This is a genomic window from Bacillus cereus group sp. BfR-BA-01309 (assembly GCF_022664315.1).
GTDB classification, from domain to species: domain Bacteria; phylum Bacillota; class Bacilli; order Bacillales; family Bacillaceae_G; genus Bacillus_A; species Bacillus_A mobilis.
The window spans coordinates 1-22,917 of sequence record NZ_JAKUHE010000024.1; the positions used below are offsets into that span (position 1 = coordinate 1).

Genomic DNA, 22,917 nt, shown 5'->3' on the forward strand with positions numbered 1-22,917 from the left:
AAATTAAAAATGAGCCCGGTACAATACCGGACTCATTTGGATCAAGCTGCCTAATGAAATAACCGTGTCTAACTTTTAGGGGTCACTTCACATTCCTGAGAATTGGCGTTCTTTTTCTTTTAACCTGTATAGCATATTATATTAAGAATCATTTTTACACTTCTAAACAGTTTCTACTATCTCTTCAAGCATTGTCCCATTTTTAGCATAGTTTGTATGCCAAGAAAAAGCTTTTTCTAAAATATGAGGAGTTTGTCCACCTCTTGTTTTTGCTTCCTCGTAATAAGCTCGTAGCTGTTCACGATACATTGGATGTACGCAATTCTCAATAATAAGTTCCACTCTTTCTCTTGGCGCAAGCCCTCTTAAGTCAGCATACCCTTGTTCAGTAACGATAACATCTACATCATGTTCCGTATGATCTACATGAGAAACGAAAGGAACGATACTTGAAATGTTACCACCTTTTGCAATCGATTTCGTAACAAATATAGCTAGACGTGCATTTCTTGCAAAGTCACCAGAACCACCAATACCATTCATCATCTTTGTACCTAAAACGTGAGTAGAGTTAACATTTCCGTATATATCTAATTCTAAAGCAGTATTAATCGAGATCAATCCAAGGCGGCGAATGATTTCAGGGTGATTAGAAATCTCTTGCGGGCGCATCATTAATTTGTCTCGGTATTTTTCAAAGTTAGAAAATACTTGTTGCATTTTCTCTTCAGAAAGCGTGATCGAGCAGCAGGAAGCAAAATTAACTTTCCCAGCGTCCATTAGATCAAAGACCGCATCTTGTAAAACTTCAGAATACACTTCTAAATCTTCAAACTCCGAATCTAGCATGCCGTGCAATACTGCATTAGCAACTGAACCAATTCCCGATTGTAACGGTGCTAAACTCTTTGTTAATCGGCCTACTTTAACTTCTTCTCGAAGGAACTCTATTAAATGTTGTGCCATAATGACAGTTTCTTCATCTGGAGGAACAATTGTCGATGGTGAATCCAGTTGATTCGTAAACACAATCCCCTTCACTTTTTCAGCATCAATCGGGATACCAATTGTTCCAATTCGATCATCCGTTTTTACGAGCGGAATTGTAAGTCTTTCCCCTTGTTTACCTGGTTCATATAAATCATGCAGCCCCTCTAGTTGTGTAGATTGAGCCATATTCATTTCAATAATAATGGACTTAGCATTTAAGGAAAATGCTAAGGAATTTCCAATTGAAGTGGTTGGAATAATCATACCATCTTCAGTAATCGCAACCGCTTCCAAAATAGCAACATCTATATCCATAACGTCAGCACGGAGTAGCTCTGCTGTATGAGATAAGTGCTGATCCACAAATAAAAAGTCTCCGTTATTAATTCCTTTTCGCATAGTCGCATCGGCTTGGAAAGGCAATCTTTTCCCTAAAATTCCTGCCTCAGCAAATAATTTATCTACATCCGAACCTAAGGAAGCCCCTGTATAAACATTTACTTTAAAAGATTTATCATTCTTCACTCGGTTCACCAGCGCAAATGGGACTGCTTTTACATCCCCAGCACGTGTAAATCCACTTAAACCTAAAGTCATTCCACTTTCAATCCATGAAGCTGCCTCTTCAGGTGTAACTACTCGATCTTTGAAACGTTGATCCCTAATTCTATCTAAATTATTCTCCATATGTAATCCCTCTCTCAATGAATATTCATAATTATTTTACACATTAACACTATCAAAATAGGGATTTTTGTACACAATGCCGAAAATTCAGATAAAACAGCAAATCTAGGTTCTAAAGCAGAAAAATTTAGAATCCTAGAAGCTTACGAAAATACCTAGCGTATGACTGACTCACTGGTACCCTCTCTCCGTTATCCATAGAAAGTACAAAAGTAGAATGCGTATCAGGGTAAATCGCTTTAATATGATTAACATTTACAATAAAGGAACGGTGGCATCTAATAAAGGAATCTTTCGGCAACAAGTATTCGAATTCTTGTAGCGAGTACTTATGTGTTCCTGTTAACTCTTCTGAATTCACATACGTCTTTTTATCTTTAGCTTCTAAATACATCACCTTTGAGAAAGGAACCGGAACCCATCCGTCTGTTGTTTTTAAAGTAACGACTGACTTTCCATCCGTTAAAGCGGGATAAATTGCCGTCACGCACCCTTCAATCTTCCCATTATTTGAAAACGGTACGGCCATTCCATGATAAGGAATACCGAAAACGTCCCGGTTAATAAACTCAGAGGCTTTTTGCTTCGTTACCATTGCTTTATGAGCAATCGTCCCTTCCTTAATAGGATCCCCGGCGCTAATCTTTAAATCAATTCGTTTACTTGGCCGATAGTAAATATATTCTTTCGTATTCGAAACGGCAATTGATATTTCATCTGAAAATAATTCCCCAACTACATCTAGTAGTATACCTAATGTTTTATCTTCCATAGTATGAACACCTCATTTACTATTATACTACTATTATGATTTGAAAAACCGTTCAGCACTTTGAACGGTTTTTCAAACAATTTAGTTCACCTTAGCCCCATAACATCTTGCTACTGCAACTGCCTGCGCTATATCTAATTTCACATTTTTTAAATTAAAACTTGTAAAATCAATTCTATCAACTACCGCTCCTTTTAAATCTGCACCACTAAGTTTCGCCTTGCCTAATTGTGCACCTGTTAAATCCGCCTCACGTAAATCTGCTTTTTCTAAATTACATTCATATAGGTCCGCTTCAATTAAACGTATACCCTTTAACATTTGTTTACTTAAGTTCGCGAACCTTAAATTCGTATATGACCAATCACCCGATATGATAGTTATTCCGTCTAAATTCGCTTCTTCAAAATCAGAACCAGTCATTTTACATTCTTCAAACTTTGATACGAATAAATTCGCACCAACAAACTTACAATTCGCAAATGTAGTTCCTTTATGGATAGAAGCGTTAAAAAGAGCACCAGTAAAATCACATTCTATGAAATTACAATTTTCAGTATAAACTTCCGATGCATCTATCCCTCTAAAACGGCATTTTATGAATGTACAATTTTTCAATTCCTCTTCTTTAATCAAGACATCTTGAAAATCTATTTCTACATATTCTTTATTAACAAATTCACTCATAACTATTCCTCCATCTTCTTAAAGAAACCTCACTTCAAAAAAGTGAGGTTTCTTCTCATACAATATGCTTATCTAACCATAAAATCAAATCTTGAAATACTTCATCTTGATTTACTTCATGGAACATTTCATGTCTTCCATTTTCATATAAACGCAGCGTTACATCTGTCACGCCGCATTTTTTATAATTTTCATATACTTCTTTTACACCTTTCCCCATATCCCCAACTGGATCACGATCTCCTGAAAAAATATGTATCGGAAGGTTTTTCGGTGTTTTCTTGAACTCTTCTAGTTTATTTACTTCTAATACACCAGAAAATAATTCTCGATAAAAACTCGTCGTACAAATGAATCCACATAACGGATCCGCAATATATTTATCAACTTGATTATTATCTGAAGATAACCAATCAAATTTTGTACGATTTGGTTTAAAGTGTGAATTGAAGTTTCCGAAAGATAAAAAGTTTAGCATCGGACTTTTCGTTTTTTCGCCGCGTAATTTCATCTCAATTGTCGCTACTTTATGACCGATACTTCCTAAAAGCCCTGGATTTCCACCAGTTCCTGAAATAAGGAATCCATCATATAATTCACCTTTCAGTTGTACAGCACGTCTTGATAAAAAAGAACCCATACTATGTCCAAGTAAAAATAACGGGCATGTCTGCTCTTTTCTTATCGTTTCTGATACAAAAATAACATCAGAAACAGCCTCATTCCAACCTACATTTGGTTTAAAATGACCATAATCTTCTTCTCTTTTCACTGTTTTCCCATGACCTTTATGATCATGTGCATAAACACCATACCCTGCTTCTAATAACGCAGCAATAAAGTCTGTATAAACACCTGCATGTTCTGTCATACCATGTGCAATTTGAATAATCCCTCGCGGATCTCCTTCTGGTAGCCACTTACGTAAATAAATTTCCGATCCATCCAATGCCGTAACGAAACTTTCCTGTACGTTCATTTCGTCAGCCCCCAACTCTATTATGTATATCAAAAAATGAATATCCATTCATTATTCTTATTATGTATTATATGCAATTGCCTTCATTATGACAAATGACTCACTTTTCCAATTAGCTCTTAAACTAATATATTGACGAATGTAAAATAAAATTGTATAGTTACTTACATAAAGTAATTATAATATTTTTGGGAGGTTTCTATTATGATGCCATCATTATTTTTAGCACACGGATCACCGATGCTTGCTGTTCAAGATACAGACTATACAAGATTTTTAAAAACACTTGGAGAAACATATAAACCGAAAGCAATTGTTATTTTCACTGCTCACTGGGAAAGTGAAGTATTAACGATTTCTTCATCAGATAACGAATATGAAACAATTTATGATTTTGGAGGGTTTCCTCCTGAGTTATACGAAATCAAATATCGTGCGAAAGGCTCTTCTAACATTGCATCTATGTTAGAAACAAAATTTAAAAACAAAGGTATTCCAGTCCATCATAATATGACGAGAGGTTTAGATCATGGCTCATGGACACTCTTGCACCGCATGTATCCAGAAGCAAATATTCCTGTCGTTCAAATTTCAGTCAATCCATTCCTTCCTGCAAAAGAGCAATTTAAGATTGGAGAAGCGCTTAAAGGACTTGGAAAAGAAGATATTTTAATAATCGGTAGCGGTGTTACCGTTCATAACTTACGAGCTTTGAAATGGAATCAAACGACACCCGAACAATGGCCAATTGAATTTGATGATTGGATTATTAAACATATGCAGACTACTGATAAAGATGCATTATTTAATTGGGAGAACAACGCCCCTCATGCACAATTAGCAGTACCAAGAGCAGAGCATTTTGTTCCTTTATTTATCGCTATGGGAAGCGGTGAAAATAACGGTGAAATCATTCACCGCAGTTACGAGCTTGGTACATTAAGCTATCTTTGTCTTCAATTTTAAAGAAAAGGATGAAGCAATCGTTGCTTCATCCTTTTTCTTTTTCATTCACTTAGTTAACTAACTTCCAAATGTCGTTTCTCTGATACCTCTTCGTTCTTATTATGAAAATAAACCCAAATGCACGCAATAAATAGTAATGATGAAGTAGAGAAGAAAACATATTGGAAGCCCGCATGTGCTGCAATTTGTCCACCAAGTACTGGTCCAATCATATTCCCTAAAAACTGAAACGATTGATTATATCCAAATATTCGTCCCGTTACATGGGTTGGTGTATGTTGTTTTAGTAGAGTTTGTACGGAAGGTAATAATCCTGCTTGTGCGATACCTAATAAAAACCGAAGAATTAATAGTTGCCAAGCTGAGGTTACAAATGCTTGCGGGATAAAAATAATTCCTGCAGCAAACAACGCTACAACTAACGTTTTTTGAGGACCGATTTGATCTGATAATCTTCCTAGTCTTGGTGCTGCCAAAATAACCGCTAACCCTGTCGCTGACATAACTGCACCTGCAATCATTTCAATATGAGCTGTTCCTGCGCCTTCTAAATTCTTTACATACAATGTAATAATAGGTTGAATTGACATGTTCGCAAGTTGAATAATAAATGTTGTTACAAACAAGCTAATAATTAAATGCTTCGCTGGAACCATCGTCCATACTTTTTTCGTTTGTACTTTTTTTGCTTGAGCGGAGTGATTCTCTTCATGTAGGAAGAAAAAAACGATGAGAAAAGAAAGGAATAAAAAAGCTCCTGTAACAAGAAAAACATGACGCATTCCAATTAACTCTGACAAATAACCACCAAGTAATGGGCCAAGTAAAGAACCGCTCACGCCACCAGTTGAAATTGTAGAAATTGCCCAACCTGAATGTTCTTTCGGAGTTTCTGCCGCAATAAATGTCATCGCCGTTGAAAGGAAACCAGATACTGCTCCCATTAAAAATCTTAGTGCGACTAGTTGATACACATCCGTTACAAATCCCATAAGCGTCATAATAATCGCCATACCAAGACTCGCACGAATCAGCATCAATTTCCGTCCATGTATATCACCGAGTTTTCCCCATATTGGTGATACGATCGCACCCATTAAAAATGTAATACCAAATGCAAGTCCCGACCACTGTGCAATACTAGAAGTGCCAGTCACTCCTAATTCCTCAATATAAAAAGATAAAAAAGGAATTACTAAACTCATACCGGCTGCAGTGGTAAAACAACCTAGCCAACAAATCATCAAATTTCGTTTCCAGCTGGCCATTTTCACACCTTCTTTCTTTAGATACCCATTCTACACCCTTTCTTGTAAAAAGTTTAGTAATTTGCTTTATTTGTAAGATTTACTACAAAACCCGCTATTTTCTAGTAAAAATCACTACATTCCCACATTTTTTTCATAATAAAACCAACTCCACCTAAATGAAGTTGGTTAATGATCCATTATCGGTATTAAGCATGCATTACAACATCGCTCGTAAAACTCAACTGGACCTGCTTGTCCAATAATTGCGTATTCATACCCATCCTGCTTCATACTCTGTAAACAAAGATGTAACAATTGCTTCCCTATACCTTTCACGCGATTTTGCTTCGCTGTTCCCATTGGACCAAACAATCCCTTCTTTCCTCTCACTACATCGTAACAAGCGAATCCTACTATCACTTCTTCTTGTTCTGCTATATAAATAGGTACATTTTCTTTATATGTACGAAATCCATACTCTATTGAATGTAACCAACGTTCACCAAATTCCCCCTTAACAAAACTTGCTAATTTTTCAAAATCAGAAGGGTTAGCCTTTCTAACAGTACAAATTAAATGATTATAAGTAGGATCAAAACATTTTAGATCGACCGCTAAGTCTCTTGGCTCAGCTAGAATACGTAATATATCTTTTTGTATTTGTGCATTTCCAATAAACGTATCCGCGCGAAATAGTGCATCTATAACATGTCCTTCATTTATTATTACTTGCTGAAAACGCTCCATACGTTTCTTCGCTATTTGTAAAATTTCTAGCACCTTATAAGATACCTTATATTGTCCTATTTTTTCATACTCTTGATCTGTCAAATCATCTTGTTTTCGTAATGAAAGTTTTTCTAAAAAATCCGTACCCACGTTACGAAACAAATACATATGCAACTCGCTGCAAACTCCCGTACCTTCTTTACACATGCCGATAAACAGATGAGTTGGTTGAATAATATTACTTTCTGCCTCTTCTGCTGCAATATGCATTATGTTATGAACACGTTTCGTAAATTGAAATTCCTCCATATGTATCTCCCCCCCCCCTATTACTTTACTATTAAACCGTAACCGTAAATAAGTGAAACAATTATACCAACTACCAATATACCTGGCAGTAAATTTGCCACCTTAATTTTAATAATACCAAGTAAGTTCAATCCAATAGCGGCTATCATAATACCACCTGTCGCTGTCATTTCCACTATAAATTGATTCATTAATGCTTTCGGGACTAAACTATTAATTTGTGTTGCAAAAACCGCAATACCGCCTTCATATAAAATAACTGGAATTGCCGAAAATACTACGCCAATTCCTAAAGTTGTCGTTAATATAATAGAAATAAATCCATCGATAATCGCCTTTGTAAATAAAATATCATGATTTCCGCGAATCCCGCTGTCGAGTGCACCAAGTATACCCATCGCACCAATGGCAAAAATTAAAGTAGCTGTTACAAAACCTTCTGATATGCTCCCTTTCCCTTTCGATCCAACTTTATTTTCTAGCCAATCACCTAACTGTTTTAACTTTCCCTCTAATTGTAGCCATTCCCCGATGACGGTACCAATTACAAGACTTAGTATGACAACCAGGAAATTTTCACTTTTCAATGCCATTTGAAGTCCAAGCACAGTAACCGCTAAACCGATTGCATGCATAATTGTTCCCTTCATACTTTCTGGAATTCTACTAAATAATTTACCTAGTAAAGTACCAAATATAATACAAACCCCATTTACAACTGCTCCTAATATAACCATTTCTCATTCTTCACCCTTCGAATTCTTTATTTCTATATTTTGGTTTATTCATTGATTTACAGGTTATCTATATGTTAACTTAATATTGAGAATATTAACAAATGTTTTTCACTACATAAGCCGCAATTTTTTGTAGTTATACATAAAGTGAAACTTTAACTAACGCGGGTTTTACTGCCTACAAATTGCGGTATAAACTCAAAAGGGAAGGTATTTATGAAAACTTTACTAAAACGATTTCTGTTAATAGCCTTTTGCATTACACCAATTGTTTTATTAGTTAACTACTCTTTTACTTCAAAAGCGAAAGACAAATCCGATTTGCAAAACAAATCTAGTAAAATCGTTTCAACAAGTGAAAAGAAAATAGAAGACCCGGAAATCACACTCACCTTCTCTGGTGATACAATGTTCGATTGGCAATTACGTCCTGTAATCGAAAAAAACGGGGCTGATTATCCATTCCAGCATGTAAAGGAAGAAATAACAAAGGCTGATATTTCTTTCGTTAATTTAGAGTCAGCATTTACAACGAGAGAAAAGAAAGCTCCTGGACAACTTTTTTGGATTAAAAGTGATCCATCCACACTACAAGCGATAAAAAACACTGGATATGACATCGTAAATATCGGAAATAACCATACACTTGATTATGGGCAAGATGGATTATTAGACACGATTTCTCACGTAGAAAAATTAAAGTTCCCTTACATTGGAGCTGGAAAAAATGCAAAAGATGCATATACAGCACGGGAAATGACCGTAAAAGGGAAAAAGTTCAAATTTCTTTCCTTCGTTCGATTTATGCCTGATACGAATTGGGTAGCTGGTGACAATAAACCTGGTGTTGCGAACGGATATGATTTAAATCTCGTAACAAAAACAATTAAAGAACAAAAGCAAGATGCAGACTATTTAATTGTCTATATGCATTGGGGCGTTGAAAAATCAAATCGTCCGGTAGAATACCAAAAACAATATGTTCCTAAAATAGTTGAAGCAGGAGCTGACGCGATTGTCGGAAGTCACCCTCATTGGCTTCAAGGATTTGAGTATTATAATAAAGTTCCTATCGCTTACTCATTAGGAAACTTTTTATTCCCAAGCTATGTGAGCGGGAAAAGCGCCGAAACTGGCGTATTAACTTTAACTTTTAAAGGAAAGGATGTCCAAATGTCATTCAATCCTTACATCATTCGCAACAACCAAATCTCCCCTGTAAATGAGGACGAAAAGAAAAAAGCTCTACAATATTTACAAACAATTTCAACTGACGTAGAAATTGATGATACAGGGAACATAAAAAACAAACGAAATTAGACAACGCAAGATTTATTTCTCTGTAACATACTTTACAGAATAGGTGATGAATATGCTGAAAGACTTATTAGAAAATGTAAGTTTGTTAGAGAATATTTATAAAATATCTATTGCCGTTCTACTTTTATGTTCATTTTTTTCTGTTAGACTTCTAAAAAAAATAAAACGCGAACGAAAGCTTACTACCTTTGAATTTACTATGTATGTAATCATTCGTATTGCGATATTCTTTTGGTTAACTAGCTTTATCCTTCTTGAATATGGAAAATATATTGTTTAATTATAAAAAGATAGATACAAGCAGCATTTCCGCTGTTTGCATCTATCTTTTTTATTTCAGGTACAACTGTATGTTTCCTCTTTCCTTCTATTAAATAAGTAAATCAAACAAAACAGGATTTTTATTCAGCTCCATAAATTGAATATTATTTTCTTTAAAACGAGTAATTAATTGCTCATAATCCTCTTTATGTTTTAATTCTACGCCGACTAACGCTGGACCATTTTCTTTATTATGTTTCTTAATGTATTCAAAGCGAGTAATATCATCTCCTGGCCCTAATCCTTTATCAAGAAATTCTCTTAGCGCACCTGAACGCTGCGGGAATTCAATGATGAAGTAATGTTTTAGTCCTTCATAAATGAGCGAACGTTCTTTCATTTCTTGCATTCTATCAATATCATTATTTCCACCACTTAGCGTACATACAACCGTTTTACCTTTTATTTCATCTTTGTATAAATCAAGCGCTGCAATAGATAGTGCACCAGCAGGCTCAGCTACAATTGCATTTTTCTTATACAGTTCTAAAATCGTCGTACAAACCTTTCCCTCTGGTACTAAAACAATGTCATCAATTACATCTTTACAAGTTTCAAATGTTAACTTTCCTACCTTTTTAACAGCTGCCCCATCAACAAAACTATCTATTTTCTCCAATGCGACATTATCATTTTGAAGAAAAGCCTCTTTCATAGATGCAGCTCCCATTGGCTCTACACCAATGACCTTTGTAGCAGGACTAACACCTTTTACATATGTACCAACACCTGATGCTAATCCACCACCGCCAATTGCTGTAAAAATAAAGTCAACCGATTTCTCCATATCATGCATAATTTCAACTGCCACTGTTCCTTGACCAGCAATAACATACGGATCATCAAACGGATGAACGAACGTCATTCTATTTTCCTCACAATAGCGCTGTGCTTCTTGGAACGAGCTATCAAATGTATCACCAACTAATACAATTTCCGCAAAATCACCACCGAAAAATTGTACTTGCGATACTTTTTGTTTAGGTGTCGTTGTTGGCATGAAGATTTTTGACGGAATCTTCAATAAATTACACGTATAAGCAACCCCTTGTGCATGATTGCCAGCACTTGCACAAACAACGCCGTTTTGTAATTGTTCTGCCGATAAACTTTGAATCAAATTGTACGCACCACGAATTTTGAAAGAGCGAATCAATTGTAAGTCTTCTCTTTTTACATAAACGTCACAATCATATTTCTCAGATAAAACTGTATCACGTTGTAACGGTGTTTTAATAACGATATCTTTCATGCAATTATGAGCCATTAAGATATCTTCAATTTTCACTCTCTCCTTTACCTTCTGCACCATCTCATATCATCCTTATCTCTTTTAAATTGGCTCAATCGAAATTCGGGATTTTTAGGACTGCACCTGTATTCGCCGATGTTACCATTTGTGCATAACGCCCAAGCCAGCCCGTTTTCACTTTCGGTTCTGGTCGTTTCCATTCTTTTTTACGCTGATCTAATTCTTCATCACTAACTCTTACCTCTAACAATCTCTCCTCAACATCGATACAAACGATATCCCCTTGTTTAAGAAGTGCAATCGTTCCGCCTGCAGCTGCTTCTGGTGAAATATGCCCTACCGAAATACCACGTGAAGCACCCGAGAAACGTCCATCTGTTAATAGCGCAACATCTGCACCTAATCCCATACCAGCAATCGCTGACGTTGGTGCCAACATTTCCGGCATACCAGGGCCGCCTCTTGGTCCTTCATAGCGAATAACAACTACATCGCCTTTCTTAACTTTCCCAAGCATAATGCCCGCAAGCGCCTCATCTTGTGAATTAAAAATAACGCAAGGTCCTTCAAATCGTTTTACTTCGGTCGCTCCGCTTTTAATAACTGCACCATCTTTCGCAAGGTTTCCTTTTAATATACGTAATCCCCCTTCTTCACTATGAGGGTTTTCGAGAGAATGAATCACTTCCTTATCTTTAATCTCTGCATGAGCAATATTTTCTCTTAACGTTTGCCCAGTAGCAGTAATACGATCTAAATGAAGCACACCTTCTTTTCGGCTCATCTCTTTCAAAATAGCACTAATCCCGCCAGCTCGATCAATATCTTCCATATGCCAATTGGAAGCAGGGCTTACTTTACATAAATGTGGTACACGTCTTGAAACGGCATCAATACGGTTCATATCGTAATCTAATCCAGCCTCTTGCGCGAGCGCCAATGTGTGCAACACTGTATTTGTTGAACCACCCATCGCCATATCAAGCGCGAACGCATCATCAATTGCTTCTTCCGTTACGATGTCTCTTGGTTTAATATCTTTTTCAATTAAAATCTTTAATTTCTCTGCCGCTTGTTTAATTAATTCCTCACGTCTTGGATCGATGGCTAAAATACTTCCGTTACCTGGAAGAGCTAAACCTAACACTTCACATAAACAGTTCATAGAGTTCGCTGTAAACATACCGGAACAAGAACCACAAGATGGACAGCCATGATCTTCAATATCCTTTAATTCTTCTTCTGAAATTTTACCAGATTGGTAAGCTCCTACTCCTTCGAAAACAGAACTTAAATCGACAACGTCTCCTTTAGATGTTTTTCCAGCCGCCATCGGACCACCTGAAACAAATACAGTTGGAATGTTAATACGAAGTGCAGCCATCATCATACCAGGTGTGATTTTGTCACAGTTTGGAATACAAATCATGCCATCAAACCAATGTGCATTTACAACCGTTTCTACTGAATCTGCAATAATTTCACGACTCGGAAGCGAATAACGCATACCGATATGCCCCATCGCAATACCGTCATCTACTCCAATTGTATTAAATTCAAATGGAACCATACCTGCTGCACGCACCGCTTCTTTAACAAGTTTCCCAAACTCATTTAAGTGCTTATGACCTGGAATAATTTCAATAAAAGAATTACAGATAGCTATAAACGGTTTATCAAAATCTTCATCTTTCAAACCAGTTGCTTTTAATAAACTACGGTGCGGCGCTTTATCAAAACCTTTTTTAATCATGTCACTTCTCATCTTGTCAAATCCCCTCTTACGTATTTTTCACTTACAATCACTTACTCTATTTCTTTACTAATTCTTCCGGTGCATGAATCCAGCTCATCATTTCACGAAGCTCTGCCCCTACTTTTTCTAACTGATGATTTTGCTCTGCTTTTTTCATTGCATTATATGTTGGACGCCCAGCTTGGTTTTCTAAAATCCATTTCTTTGCAAATTCACCTTGCTGAATTTCTGTAAGTACTCGTTTCATTTCTTTCTTCGTTTCATCTGTAACAATTCTCGATCCTGTTACATAATCTCCAAACTCAGCCGTATCTGAAATAGAATGGCGCATGTTCGTTAAACCACCTTCGTACATTAAATCAACAATTAACTTTAATTCATGTAAACATTCAAAGTATGCAATTTCAGGACGATATCCACCTTCTGTTAATGTTTCAAAACCAGCTTTCACAAGTGCAGTTACCCCGCCGCAAAGCACTGCTTGCTCTCCGAATAAGTCTGTCTCCGTTTCTTCTTGGAATGTCGTTTCAATTACACCTGCACGTGTACAACCTACACCTTTTGCATACGCAAGCGCTACACGTAATGCCGTGCCCGTAGCATCTTGATGTACTGCGACTAATGCCGGAACACCATTTCCTTCTTGGAATACACGGCGAACGAGATGACCTGGACTTTTTGGTGCGACCATCGCTACATCTACGTAACTTGGCGGATTAATTTGTCCGAAGTGAATATTAAATCCATGTGAGAAAAGTAGCATTTGCCCTTCACAGAGATTCTCTTCTACTTCTGCTTTATACACATGTGCTTGCTGTTCATCTGGCAATAACATTTGTACAACTTGCGCGGTTCGAACCGCTTCTGAAACAGACATTACTTCAAACCCATCTGCTTTTGCTACTTCAAAAGACTTACCATGGCGAACACCAACTACAACTTCCACACCAGAATCACGTAAATTTTGTGCCTGCGCATGACCTTGAGATCCATAGCCAATTACCGCAACTGTTTTCCCTTGTAATAACTCTAAATTTGCATCTTTCTCATAATACGTTTTCATATTCCATACACTCCTTATAATTTATATACTTGCAGTACATCAATTAACTTTTTCAACTGACCAACAAGTAATGTCGCTTCATTTTCAGTACAAACTGCTGTGAGTTTCATTTCAGAAACGCCACTAGTATCTCTTTCGTTTAAATGTAAAGAAGAAATATAATAACCACGCCGAGCAAAAATTCCACTTATACGTAATAAGACGCTTGGCTCGTTATGAATAACGAGTGAAAAAGTATGACTCATTCTTCCCACCTCTTCATAATCATTTCGTTATTCCCTTTGTTTGGTGGAACCATCGGAAATACGTTTTCACCTTCTTCTACACAAAAATCAACTACGACAGGACCATCATGAGCAATTGCTTCTAACATCACTTGTTTCGCCTCGGTTGAATTCGTCGCTCTTAATCCCTTCACTCCATAAGCTTCTGCCACTTTCACAAAATCTGGCGATCCGATTTTTGACTCTGATAAACGATTTTCATAAAACATTTCTTGCCATTGCCTTACCATCCCTAAAAATTTGTTATTTATAATAAATACTTTTACAGGAATATTATTTTCAGCAATTGTTTGTAGTTCTTGAATGTTCATTTGAAAAGAAGCATCGCCTGCAATACAAATGACGAGTTCTTCTTCTTTTGCAAGCTGAGCACCAATTGCTGCCGGGAAACCAAACCCCATCGTTCCTAGTCCGCCAGATGTTAGAAAAGTCCGTGGATTTTTCGCTTTATAAAAATGCGCAGCCCACATTTGATGCTGTCCTACTTCTGTCGTAACAATCGCTTCACCATTCGTTACTTCACTTACTAGGCTAATAACATGTTGTGGTTTTAACTCATTTTCTTTTTGATTGTAGAAAAGAGGGTATTCTGCTTTCCATTCCTCGATTTTCGTAAGCCATTCTTTTGTTTGTGTACAAACTTGCATATGTAACAGCTTGTGTAACGCTTTTTTCACATCACCGACAACCGGATATTTCACAGTTACATTTTTATGAAACTCTGAAGAATCTATATCAATATGTACCTTTTTCGAATGCGGTGAAAAGAGTTCTAACTTTCCTGTTACACGATCATCAAAGCGAACACCTAGAGCAAGTAGTAGATCACATTCTGTTACTGCCATGTTTGCAGCATACGTTCCATGCATGCCGAGCATTCCTAAAAATAATGAATCTCCCGGCGGATATGCACCAAGTCCCATTAAAGTGGAAACGACTGGAATACGATTCTCCCTTGCAAATTTGATGAGTTCATCAGATCCACCCGAATGAATGACACCTCCTCCAATATAAAGAAGTGGGCGTTTAGCTTTTGAAATTTCTTTAGCCACCTCTCTAAGCTTTATACTGTCTGGCATAGGCTCTATTTTATATCCTGGAATCTCAATTACTTCATTATAAAAATTTGTTACCTTTTCATTTTGAACATCTTTTGGAATATCAATTAATACTGGTCCTGGTCTCCCGCTTTCGGCTATGTAAAAAGCTTCTTGTACAATACGTGATAAATGATTCACATCACGAACTTGATAATTATGCTTCGTAACAGGTACTGTAATCCCGACAACATCCGCTTCTTGAAATCCGTCTTTTCCGATGAGAGGTGTTGCAACTTGCCCTGTAATGACAACTAAAGGAATCGAATCCATATAAGCATCCGCTAAGCCTGTAACTAAATTTGTCGCCCCTGGTCCAGAGGTAGCAAAGACTACCCCGACCTTTCCAGAAGCTCTCGCATATCCTTCTGCCGCATGAATGGCAGCTTGTTCATGACGAGTTAAAACGTGCTTCAAACCACTTCCGAATAACGCATCATACACTGGCAAAATCGCTCCGCCTGGATAACCGAAAACGGTAGTTACACCTAAATTCTTCAAGCATTGAATAACGTGTCCAGCTCCTGTCACTTCTTCACAATGCAATTTCTCACGTGTTGTATACTGTTGCTCCATTTCAATTAACTCCTCTCCCTACCTACAGTAAGCTTTCCGCTAATCCTGGAACACGTACTCCTCTTTCTCTCGTTAACTTTTTAAATTCCTCTGTCAATTGTTTCGTTACACTTCCTGGCTTCCCATCTCCAATTTCTCTTGAATCAACTTTTACAACTGGAATTAATTCTGCTGCCGTTCCCGTTAAAAATACTTCATCTGCTACATATACGTCATGGCGAGTAAAAGGTCTTTCCTCACACCGAATATTAAGTCGCTCACATAACTCAATCACACTATTTCTCGTAATACCTTCTAACGCTCCTAAATAAGAAGGAGGTGTTAACACCTTTCCATCTTTCACAATGAAAACATTATCTCCAGATCCTTCACAAACATATCCTTGTTGATTTAACATAAGTGCTTCTAGCACTCCAGCTTGTGCCGCTTCAATTTTTACAAGTACGTTATTTAAATAGTTCATTGACTTAATACGTGGGTCTAATGCATCTGGCGTATTACGTCTTGATGCAACAGATACAACGCTTAATCCATTTTCGTAAAATTCCTGTGGGAATAACTTTAATTGTTCTGCAATGATAATAACGCTCGGTTTCACACAACTTCTCGGATCGAGCCCTAAGTCACCTTTTCCTCTTGAAACAATTAACCGAATGTAAGCATCCGCATACTCATTTTTTTGCAATGTTTGTAAAACTGCTTCTTCCATTTCTTCAACCGTCAGCGGGATTGTAAGTAAAATAGATTTTGCCGATTCATATAATCGTTTTACATGTTCTTTTAAACAAAATACATTTCCACCGTAACTACGAATCCCTTCAAATACACCGTCTCCGTATAAAAAACCGTGATCATATACTGAAACAACTGCCTTTTCTTTTTCTACAAATTCCCCATTCATATAAATGTACTGGTTTCCCATCTCACATCGCTCCTCTTTTTTTCTCTCTATTTTTGCAACCTATTTCTATATCGATTGCTGAGATGAGTATTTTTAACAGAATATTCAGTATATAGACCTTAAAAATATACTCGTCTCAACAATCGATTACATACATACTTATAGCAATCCATTGCTGAGACGAGGGAATCGTGGTACCACTCAGCTTCCTTACACTTCTCACGAAATATAAGCTCTGCAAGTCCAATTAGACTTTTTGTTTTTCTATCGGAAACAACTCCGCTACTTTTTACTAGTTTTCAAAAGTAGTGCTCCGTGGTGATCTTCAATGATGAAATTGTTACTACCCTCACAGCTTGTAGGCAGCTCTCTGAAACAATTTTTATCATTTACTCTCCGCTTCTACGCATTCTCTTATTTTATTTTTAAAATAAAAACTCTCGCCTCAGCAATCAACTACTACAATTTAGTAGCTTTGATTGCTGAGGCGAGAGTTTCGCGGTACCACTCAGCTTCCTTATATTTCTCACGAAATATAAGCTTTGCAGGTCCAATTAGACCCCCGTCCTTTTACCGGAGACGATGCCGTCGCCCTCTACTCAGTTTCCCTTTCGCTAGCGATGCTCCGAGGTGATCTTCAATGATTCGATTGTTACTACTCTCACAGCCTAGGAGCAGCTCTCTGAAACGATCATAACCATCTACTTTCCTCTTCTTTGCATATGCAACATATAAAGTTCGAAAATTCTTAATTAACTTTTATTTGTTAAACGTATTATAGGACGTTGTTCTTTTCATTGTCAACATATTTTCAGAAAATATTTTTAATAATACATATATTTTCGAATCTTTTTTATTGCGCAATAAAACTTTTTGTATAATACTATATAAAACATATACATTTAGGAGGATTACAGCAATGTCCGAAAAAACATACGAACTCGCAACCTTCGCAGGCGGTTGCTTTTGGTGCATGGTAAAGCCATTTGATGAACTTCCTGGTATTCATAAAGTACGTTCTGGCTATGCAGGTGGTCATGTAGAAAACCCAACATATGAACAAGTAAAAGCTGGTACATCTGGTCATTTAGAAGTTGTACAAATTACATTCGATCCTTCTATTTTTCCATATGAAAAATTACTAGATTTATATTGGCCACAAATCGATCCAACTGATGATGGCGGACAATTCTTTGACCGTGGTCCATCTTATCGCACTGCTATTTTTTATCATACTGAAAAGCAAAAAGAGCTTGCTGAAAAATCAAAACAAGCTCTCGCAGAAAGCGGTATGTTTAAAGACCCAATCGTAACTGAAATTCGCGCGGCTGCACCTTTTTATGAGGCTGAAGAATACCATCAACATTTCTATAAAAAGAACCCAGAAAAATATGCTACTGAGCAAAAAGAATCTGGCCGTGAAGACTTTATAAAAGAAAATTGGCAAAAAAAATAATAAAAATGGGGCTGTCCCAAAAGCTCCATGCAGCAGATTTAAGTTTAATTATTTTCTACATATCCTATTCCATAATTACTCCTAAAATGAACACTCCCCCACTTAGCAAAGCTTGAAGTGGGGGTTTCTAACGTTTCGACCTAACGGACGATTAACGTCAGGGGAGTTAACACATTAGCGAGCTGTTTCACGCCTAACCCCTCTATCCCATTTGTCCATGCATTTGGGATTACTTTTCGTAAAATGTTAGCCGCAGCATTTACATCTGCATTAATTAAAGTTTTATTTGCTGAACGATATATGCCGCGCTTTATTCGTTTTCCTGAAAAAGTTGTATTTTGGTCATTTTCTCCATACGTTGGAATGAAGTCGTTATCCAGAAAACTTGCTTTCGATGTATATGATTCCTCAGTTACAACAACTTGGATGCCTACAACATTTGCTTTGTATGTAATCATTTGAATCAGTAAACTATGTGGGAGATGACAAAACGATTGGTTATTTCTTTTTCCCATATTCGTTTCTTGTTTCCAACTTTTGTTTTGACCAATAACGATTTTACAAACTTCTTCTTCTTGAGCTAGTTTTACGATATGGTGACTAACTTTATGGAAGACGTCTTTTATTTTCAAGTAACGTTTTTGATGAAGTTTTTCTATCCTTTTAGAAGTAAAAGGTCCTTCATTAGTTTGTTTTCCATTTCTAAGAATGCTTGTAAAATGACTCTTCATTTTGTTGTAATATTGATTTATGCTTTTGACATGTTTGCCCTTAACAAGGACAGGTTTCATACCTGTGTTTGTTACGATGGTTGCAAGGTTATCAATCCCTAAATCAATACTCATATAACGAGCATTCTCTTCAATAATTTGTTGTTCAGAAGGAACATCAATTACCAATTCCACTACATATTCATTGTATTTTGGAATCACACGAACTTGTTTCAGTTTACCTTCAGTGAAACCTAGTTTCCCAATATTTAATTGCAATTTCGTCTTTGGAAACTTTAAAAATTTACCGTTTTTAATGATGCAATCTTGGTTTGTATACAGAATCTCTTTTTCAGAAGAACGAATATACTTTGGAATCCTAGGCATTCCAGCATATTTGTTTGGATTCTTTTTATAGTCTTTTAAACTAGCAAAAAAAGATTTCCAATTTTGGAACAAACCTTTCATGATTGACTGGCTACATTGCGTAGGCAAAGCTCGATAATCATTTTGAATCATAGCCTTAAATAGTGCATCCAGAAAGTTGTAATCTACATAAGGTTTTTCAAAATTAGGTTCTGAAAACAAATTACATGTAATCTCTTTCTGTTCTTCTTTAGGCTTTAATTTCTCTTTTTCCAATTTCTTCTGATAGGCAAGAAGTTGTGTGTCATTCATCTTACCAATATTTTTATGAATATTATCCAGAACTTCTTTTTGCAAAGGCTGCAACTCTTTTTCTTGTGTTAATCCAGTGTACACCTGGCGTATATAAAAGTTTGTGGTGTTGTACATATTCTTAGCGTTATGACAAGATTCTTGAAAATAAGAATACATACGATGCCCTTTTTTAATCCAGATTTGAAGAGTTTTATAGTTTGACGGATTTTCCTTTTTCATTTTATTCACCTCCTTGTTAAGGATATTATAACAAAAAAGGAACGTATGTTTCTTCTTTTTTCTTGAAAATAAAATATTTCTTTCGATTCACCTCACCACCTTCACTTACGTTTAGAGGTGGGAGTCCTCTCGAAAGGCATGATAGAATAATATTACTAATGATTTATTGTAAATTAACTATTTGCCAGGCAATCGGATGTTACACCAGTTACTTACGTCGCATTGACCGTATGTATTATCCCCTACCGCTACCACCGTTCCGTCTAATTTCAGGCCGACCGTATGCGCACAACCCGCCGCTATTGCTACAATATCTTTCCAATCGCTTACATTACATTGGCCATACCCATTCGAACCTACTGCCGCCACAGTACCATCTGATTTCAGAGCGATTGTATGATTACTCCCTGCCGCTATTGCCACAATATCTTTCCAGCTGCTTACATCACATTGACCATGTTTATTATTCCCCATGGCCATCACTATGCCATCCGATTTCAAACCAACAGTATGAAGATAACCAGCTGCCAACGCCCCAATACCACTCCATTCGCTTACATTACATTGGCCATATCGATTATTACCTACTGCCGTCACCGTGCCATCCAATTTAAGACCAACTGTATGCCAGTCACCCGCCGTAACCGCCACAATATCTCTCCAGCTGCTTATATTGCATTCTCCTTCTTTATTTCGCCCGGCCGCTATTACCGTACCATCCAGTTTAAGACCAATAGTACGACGCCATCCTGCCGCAACCGATACAATATTATGCCAGTCGTTCACATCACACTGATCATGCTTATTCCATCCCACCGCTTCCACAGTATTATCACATTTCAGAGCGATTGTATGAGCGTTACCGGTGTTCGTCGCCATATGAACATTGCCCGCTGCGACTGCTTCAATATCATACCAGCCACTTACATTGCATTCTCCTTCTTTATTTCGCCCTACTGCTGCTACCGTGCCATCTGATTTCAGAGCAACTGTATGCCCTCGACCTGCCGCTATCGTATCTTTAGGCCACCGTTTCACTTTTAATATCTCTTCGTAATTCATGTTTTACCTCCTTGCATATAAGCAACTGTATCCAAATAGATATTTTTATCTAATTTCATTATAAATGACCCGATTTTTTTATAAATTTACAACTATAAAAGAAGCTTATTATTACTTCTTCAAAAATAAAAACCTCCAGTTTAAATACTAGAGGCTCCTTCTTTATTTCTTCAATCGTTCAATAAAATCGTTCAATTTATCAAGTGATTTCATATTCTGATTACAAACTACACCATCTTTGCAAATATAGTTTCCCTTTTTCACGAAAGTTCCTTGTACATCACCTTTAATTTCAACTAAAAACATTCCTACTTCTTCATGCCCATGACATAATGAACAAATGCTTTTTTTATTTAAACTTTGGAACGTACCTTGCAGACCAACAAACTTATTTTTATCATTTTTCGCTATAATAAATTTCCTGCTTGATCCTTTATCAATCCAGCTTAAATAAGATAATTCTTTCATATCCAGTTCTTCCATATCAGGAAGTTTTAACTTTTTCGCTTTAGGAAATAATTTTTTTAATGTTTGCGCTGTAACTTCCTGAAACGGAATGACATACGGATTTATTTTCATTAAAAACGATTCTGCATCTTCTCTATTTTGAACTGTTAATACCGTATCAATTAACTCTTTCTGTTCATCCGTTAAATTCTCAAATACATGTATTATCTTTTCAATCGCAAGTGATTTTAGCGCTTGAATGACACCTCTATCATTTGCCGTTGCATGCCCATTTGCTAAAATATAAGCTTGTGATTTTATAAAATTGTATTGATCACTTCTAATAAAAGCTTCCATCTTTATCACTCCATACAAATTGTTGATTTAGTTTTATTGTATACAAAGATTCAGCTTTTTGATATGTAAAAGATAACTTAGAAACGAATATTACATACTTCGATTATGTTCTACCGCTTCATTTCCTGACAAAAGAAACCATCGTCTGTTTTCCATTCTGCATATAATACATCTTCAAATTTAGTAATTCCTTTTTGCTTTATTTGTTTATACAGCCATCCTTCATCAAAGCCAGCTTCTCTCAAATTATCTTTCACTACTTTTCCATCACTAATTAATGAAATCGGTAAGTATACAGGCTTATGTTTTACACTTAAATCATTTATAGTGGGTGATTCGTATTTACTTTTCTTCAAAACGCTTATGTTCCCATTAGGTTCCAAAATCATATATTCAACTTCTCTGATTGAAAATATGTCTTTTTGTTGCCGAAGCATTTGTTGTAGTTGATTCATATCCAAATGATTTGAACTTAATTGTTCCCGATCAATATATCCATTACGGATAATGATTGAAGGTGAGCCTTCAAAAAAACTTCTCGTCCCTCTAAATTTTTGTGTTACCACTTCTATTGAATAGATTAACACTACCCATACAAGTACGGCATATAAAATAGACCATATTTTTATTTTCGGATCATATATAGTATTTCCGACTAATTCTCCAAGAACAATGGCAGAAATAAAATCAAATGGCGTTAACTGAGATATTTGTGTTTTCCCTAATATTTTAGTAGCAATCAATAGCACAAAAAAACCAAAAAATAGTTCTATCGTTATTTGTCCTAAATGATTCATATATGCTCACCTTTCTGCTTTTCACTCAAATGCTCTATATTCTAGTATAAAAACGGCACATTTTTTCTAATATCTTGTCCATTCATTCACAATATATCCGATACATACAAAGCAAAAAGAGTCTAGTTCAAAATAATATTTGAACTAGACTCTTTTATCTTCATTTAGAATACACTATCTTTTTAATCGTTTCTCCGGACAGAAAATACTCCTCTGCAAGTTGATGAACAGAAAGCCCACTTTTAAACGCTTCTTTAATTGCTTTATTTCTTTCATCTAGTTGTTTTCTTCCTCCAGATCGTGTGCCCCATTTATAATGTTTTGTTTCCTGTTTTGGAATGTAAATTGTTTCACCTTGTATATACTTTTGAATTTCAATAATTAAACTTTCTGGTAAAACTGTCGCAGCTTTAACGTATTTCATTTCTGCTCGCCCCTTATTTTTTATGATTCATTTCAATAAGGTGCAAAGCCAAATATAAAAAATGATACGAGCTCATTTAGGCGATTGT

The 22,917-nt window shown here is 36.3% G+C and carries 22 protein-coding genes and 1 other annotated feature; of the genes, 4 read left to right on the forward strand and 18 right to left on the reverse strand.

Annotated elements, in window-relative coordinates; genetic code table 11:
- Window positions 1–162: 162 nt before the first annotated feature.
- The 4 genes from MR115_RS26790 to MR115_RS26805 all read right to left on the reverse strand — a co-directional run bounded on the left by MR115_RS26790 (window position 163) and on the right by MR115_RS26805 (window position 4,115).
- On the reverse strand, window positions 163–1,677 hold the full coding sequence (locus MR115_RS26790; RefSeq protein ID WP_242243302.1) for an acetyl-CoA hydrolase/transferase family protein: 1,515 nt from the start codon (window positions 1,675–1,677) through the stop codon (window positions 163–165).
- Between the two features lie 127 nt (window positions 1,678–1,804).
- The gene (locus MR115_RS26795; RefSeq protein WP_242243303.1) at window positions 1,805–2,449 is read right to left on the reverse strand and encodes a LytTR family DNA-binding domain-containing protein; all 645 of its coding nucleotides are present in this window, start codon (window positions 2,447–2,449) and stop codon (window positions 1,805–1,807) included.
- An 81-nt stretch (window positions 2,450–2,530) separates the two neighbouring features.
- Window positions 2,531–3,136, reverse strand: coding sequence for a pentapeptide repeat-containing protein (locus MR115_RS26800; RefSeq protein ID WP_061676662.1), 606 nt, complete (start codon window positions 3,134–3,136; stop codon window positions 2,531–2,533).
- 55 nt (window positions 3,137–3,191) lie between these two features.
- A complete protein-coding gene (locus tag MR115_RS26805) occupies window positions 3,192–4,115 on the reverse strand; it encodes an alpha/beta hydrolase (RefSeq protein WP_242243304.1) in 924 nt (307 codons plus the stop codon).
- Window positions 4,116–4,319: 204 nt separating this feature from the next.
- Between MR115_RS26805 and MR115_RS26810 the strand changes: the two genes are divergently transcribed.
- Complete coding sequence (locus MR115_RS26810; protein ID WP_242243305.1) at window positions 4,320–5,081, forward strand: DODA-type extradiol aromatic ring-opening family dioxygenase; 762 nt, start codon at window positions 4,320–4,322, stop codon at window positions 5,079–5,081.
- A 53-nt stretch (window positions 5,082–5,134) separates the two neighbouring features.
- On the opposite strand, the gene MR115_RS26815 is transcribed toward MR115_RS26810, so the two are convergent.
- The 3 genes from MR115_RS26815 to MR115_RS26825 all read right to left on the reverse strand — a co-directional run bounded on the left by MR115_RS26815 (window position 5,135) and on the right by MR115_RS26825 (window position 8,106).
- Window positions 5,135–6,349 (reverse strand): multidrug efflux MFS transporter, encoded by a 1,215-nt coding sequence (locus tag MR115_RS26815; protein ID WP_097817649.1) that lies wholly within the window; start codon window positions 6,347–6,349, stop codon window positions 5,135–5,137.
- Window positions 6,350–6,517: 168 nt separating this feature from the next.
- Complete coding sequence (locus tag MR115_RS26820) at window positions 6,518–7,369, reverse strand: GNAT family N-acetyltransferase (protein ID WP_242243306.1); 852 nt, start codon at window positions 7,367–7,369, stop codon at window positions 6,518–6,520.
- Window positions 7,370–7,389: 20 nt separating this feature from the next.
- Window positions 7,390–8,106, reverse strand: a complete 717-nt coding sequence (locus MR115_RS26825; protein ID WP_242243307.1) for a DUF554 domain-containing protein — start codon at window positions 8,104–8,106, stop codon at window positions 7,390–7,392.
- A 216-nt stretch (window positions 8,107–8,322) separates the two neighbouring features.
- Between MR115_RS26825 and MR115_RS26830 the strand changes: the two genes are divergently transcribed.
- Window positions 8,323–9,426 (forward strand): CapA family protein, encoded by a 1,104-nt coding sequence (locus MR115_RS26830; protein ID WP_242243308.1) that lies wholly within the window; start codon window positions 8,323–8,325, stop codon window positions 9,424–9,426.
- A 52-nt stretch (window positions 9,427–9,478) separates the two neighbouring features.
- Window positions 9,479–9,706, forward strand: a complete 228-nt coding sequence (locus MR115_RS26835) for a hypothetical protein (protein WP_000910220.1) — start codon at window positions 9,479–9,481, stop codon at window positions 9,704–9,706.
- Window positions 9,707–9,796: 90 nt separating this feature from the next.
- Here the strand turns inward: MR115_RS26835 and ilvA are convergent, their stop codons facing one another.
- Genes ilvA through ilvE form a run of 6 tightly spaced genes read right to left on the reverse strand, consistent with a single transcriptional unit; the run spans window position 9,797 to window position 16,697 of the window.
- A complete protein-coding gene (gene ilvA, locus MR115_RS26840; RefSeq protein WP_242243309.1) occupies window positions 9,797–11,059 on the reverse strand; it encodes a threonine ammonia-lyase IlvA in 1,263 nt (420 codons plus the stop codon).
- 31 nt (window positions 11,060–11,090) lie between these two features.
- Window positions 11,091–12,764, reverse strand: a complete 1,674-nt coding sequence (gene ilvD / locus MR115_RS26845) for a dihydroxy-acid dehydratase (protein WP_063263766.1) — start codon at window positions 12,762–12,764, stop codon at window positions 11,091–11,093.
- Between the two features lie 46 nt (window positions 12,765–12,810).
- The gene (gene ilvC / locus MR115_RS26850) at window positions 12,811–13,818 is read right to left on the reverse strand and encodes a ketol-acid reductoisomerase (RefSeq protein WP_242243310.1); all 1,008 of its coding nucleotides are present in this window, start codon (window positions 13,816–13,818) and stop codon (window positions 12,811–12,813) included.
- A gap of 14 nt (window positions 13,819–13,832) precedes the next feature.
- The gene (locus tag MR115_RS26855; protein WP_242243311.1) at window positions 13,833–14,063 is read right to left on the reverse strand and encodes an ACT domain-containing protein; all 231 of its coding nucleotides are present in this window, start codon (window positions 14,061–14,063) and stop codon (window positions 13,833–13,835) included.
- Window positions 14,060–15,775: an acetolactate synthase large subunit gene (ilvB, locus tag MR115_RS26860; protein ID WP_242243312.1), complete on the reverse strand. Its 1,716-nt coding sequence runs from the start codon at window positions 15,773–15,775 to the stop codon at window positions 14,060–14,062. The genes MR115_RS26855 and ilvB overlap by 4 nt, the downstream gene beginning before the upstream one ends.
- Window positions 15,776–15,797: 22 nt before the next feature.
- Window positions 15,798–16,697, reverse strand: coding sequence for a branched-chain-amino-acid transaminase (gene ilvE, locus MR115_RS26865; RefSeq protein ID WP_242243313.1), 900 nt, complete (start codon window positions 16,695–16,697; stop codon window positions 15,798–15,800).
- Between the two features lie 152 nt (window positions 16,698–16,849).
- Window positions 16,850–17,090, reverse strand: a binding site (T-box leader).
- A gap of 505 nt (window positions 17,091–17,595) precedes the next feature.
- On the opposite strand from ilvE, the gene msrA reads away from it, so the two are divergent.
- Window positions 17,596–18,132 carry a peptide-methionine (S)-S-oxide reductase MsrA gene (msrA, locus tag MR115_RS26870; protein WP_242243314.1) on the forward strand — a complete coding sequence of 179 codons (537 nt, stop codon included), beginning with the start codon at window positions 17,596–17,598 and terminating at the stop codon, window positions 18,130–18,132.
- Between the two features lie 140 nt (window positions 18,133–18,272).
- On the opposite strand, the gene MR115_RS26875 is transcribed toward msrA, so the two are convergent.
- The 5 genes from MR115_RS26875 to MR115_RS26895 all read right to left on the reverse strand — a co-directional run bounded on the left by MR115_RS26875 (window position 18,273) and on the right by MR115_RS26895 (window position 22,829).
- Complete coding sequence (locus MR115_RS26875) at window positions 18,273–19,742, reverse strand: RNA-guided endonuclease InsQ/TnpB family protein (protein WP_242243315.1); 1,470 nt, start codon at window positions 19,740–19,742, stop codon at window positions 18,273–18,275.
- Between the two features lie 177 nt (window positions 19,743–19,919).
- Window positions 19,920–20,804 (reverse strand): RCC1 domain-containing protein, encoded by an 885-nt coding sequence (locus tag MR115_RS26880; protein WP_242243316.1) that lies wholly within the window; start codon window positions 20,802–20,804, stop codon window positions 19,920–19,922.
- 162 nt (window positions 20,805–20,966) lie between these two features.
- On the reverse strand, window positions 20,967–21,608 hold the full coding sequence (locus tag MR115_RS26885; RefSeq protein WP_242243317.1) for a FusB/FusC family EF-G-binding protein: 642 nt from the start codon (window positions 21,606–21,608) through the stop codon (window positions 20,967–20,969).
- 110 nt (window positions 21,609–21,718) lie between these two features.
- Window positions 21,719–22,405, reverse strand: coding sequence for a DUF421 domain-containing protein (locus tag MR115_RS26890; RefSeq protein ID WP_242243318.1), 687 nt, complete (start codon window positions 22,403–22,405; stop codon window positions 21,719–21,721).
- A 160-nt stretch (window positions 22,406–22,565) separates the two neighbouring features.
- Complete coding sequence (locus MR115_RS26895) at window positions 22,566–22,829, reverse strand: CD3324 family protein (protein WP_242243319.1); 264 nt, start codon at window positions 22,827–22,829, stop codon at window positions 22,566–22,568.
- Window positions 22,830–22,917: the final 88 nt, after the last annotated feature.

Bases quoted from the DNA above. Each gene is read 5' to 3' on its own strand.
- MR115_RS26815 (WP_097817649.1), bottom strand. From the start codon at position 6,349: ATGGCCAGCTGGAAACGAAATTTGATGATTTGTTGGCTAGGTTGTTTT.
- MR115_RS26875 (WP_242243315.1), bottom strand. From the start codon at position 19,742: ATGAAAAAGGAAAATCCGTCAAACTATAAAACTCTTCAAATCTGGATT.
- MR115_RS26825 (WP_242243307.1), bottom strand. From the start codon at position 8,106: ATGGTTATATTAGGAGCAGTTGTAAATGGGGTTTGTATTATATTTGGT.
- ilvC (WP_242243310.1), bottom strand. From the start codon at position 13,818: ATGAAAACGTATTATGAGAAAGATGCAAATTTAGAGTTATTACAAGGG.
- msrA (WP_242243314.1), top strand. From the start codon at position 17,596: ATGTCCGAAAAAACATACGAACTCGCAACCTTCGCAGGCGGTTGCTTT.
- MR115_RS26890 (WP_242243318.1), bottom strand. From the start codon at position 22,405: ATGAATCATTTAGGACAAATAACGATAGAACTATTTTTTGGTTTTTTT.
- ilvB (WP_242243312.1), bottom strand. From the start codon at position 15,775: ATGGAGCAACAGTATACAACACGTGAGAAATTGCATTGTGAAGAAGTG.
- MR115_RS26855 (WP_242243311.1), bottom strand. From the start codon at position 14,063: ATGAGTCATACTTTTTCACTCGTTATTCATAACGAGCCAAGCGTCTTA.
- ilvE (WP_242243313.1), bottom strand. From the start codon at position 16,697: ATGGGAAACCAGTACATTTATATGAATGGGGAATTTGTAGAAAAAGAA.
- MR115_RS26880 (WP_242243316.1), bottom strand. From the start codon at position 20,804: ATGAATTACGAAGAGATATTAAAAGTGAAACGGTGGCCTAAAGATACG.
- MR115_RS26795 (WP_242243303.1), bottom strand. From the start codon at position 2,449: ATGGAAGATAAAACATTAGGTATACTACTAGATGTAGTTGGGGAATTA.
- ilvA (WP_242243309.1), bottom strand. From the start codon at position 11,059: ATGGTGCAGAAGGTAAAGGAGAGAGTGAAAATTGAAGATATCTTAATG.
- MR115_RS26810 (WP_242243305.1), top strand. From the start codon at position 4,320: ATGATGCCATCATTATTTTTAGCACACGGATCACCGATGCTTGCTGTT.
- MR115_RS26895 (WP_242243319.1), bottom strand. From the start codon at position 22,829: ATGAAATACGTTAAAGCTGCGACAGTTTTACCAGAAAGTTTAATTATT.
- MR115_RS26790 (WP_242243302.1), bottom strand. From the start codon at position 1,677: ATGGAGAATAATTTAGATAGAATTAGGGATCAACGTTTCAAAGATCGA.
- MR115_RS26885 (WP_242243317.1), bottom strand. From the start codon at position 21,608: ATGGAAGCTTTTATTAGAAGTGATCAATACAATTTTATAAAATCACAA.
- MR115_RS26800 (WP_061676662.1), bottom strand. From the start codon at position 3,136: ATGAGTGAATTTGTTAATAAAGAATATGTAGAAATAGATTTTCAAGAT.
- MR115_RS26805 (WP_242243304.1), bottom strand. From the start codon at position 4,115: ATGAACGTACAGGAAAGTTTCGTTACGGCATTGGATGGATCGGAAATT.
- MR115_RS26830 (WP_242243308.1), top strand. From the start codon at position 8,323: ATGAAAACTTTACTAAAACGATTTCTGTTAATAGCCTTTTGCATTACA.
- MR115_RS26835 (WP_000910220.1), top strand. From the start codon at position 9,479: ATGCTGAAAGACTTATTAGAAAATGTAAGTTTGTTAGAGAATATTTAT.
- ilvD (WP_063263766.1), bottom strand. From the start codon at position 12,764: ATGAGAAGTGACATGATTAAAAAAGGTTTTGATAAAGCGCCGCACCGT.
- MR115_RS26820 (WP_242243306.1), bottom strand. From the start codon at position 7,369: ATGGAGGAATTTCAATTTACGAAACGTGTTCATAACATAATGCATATT.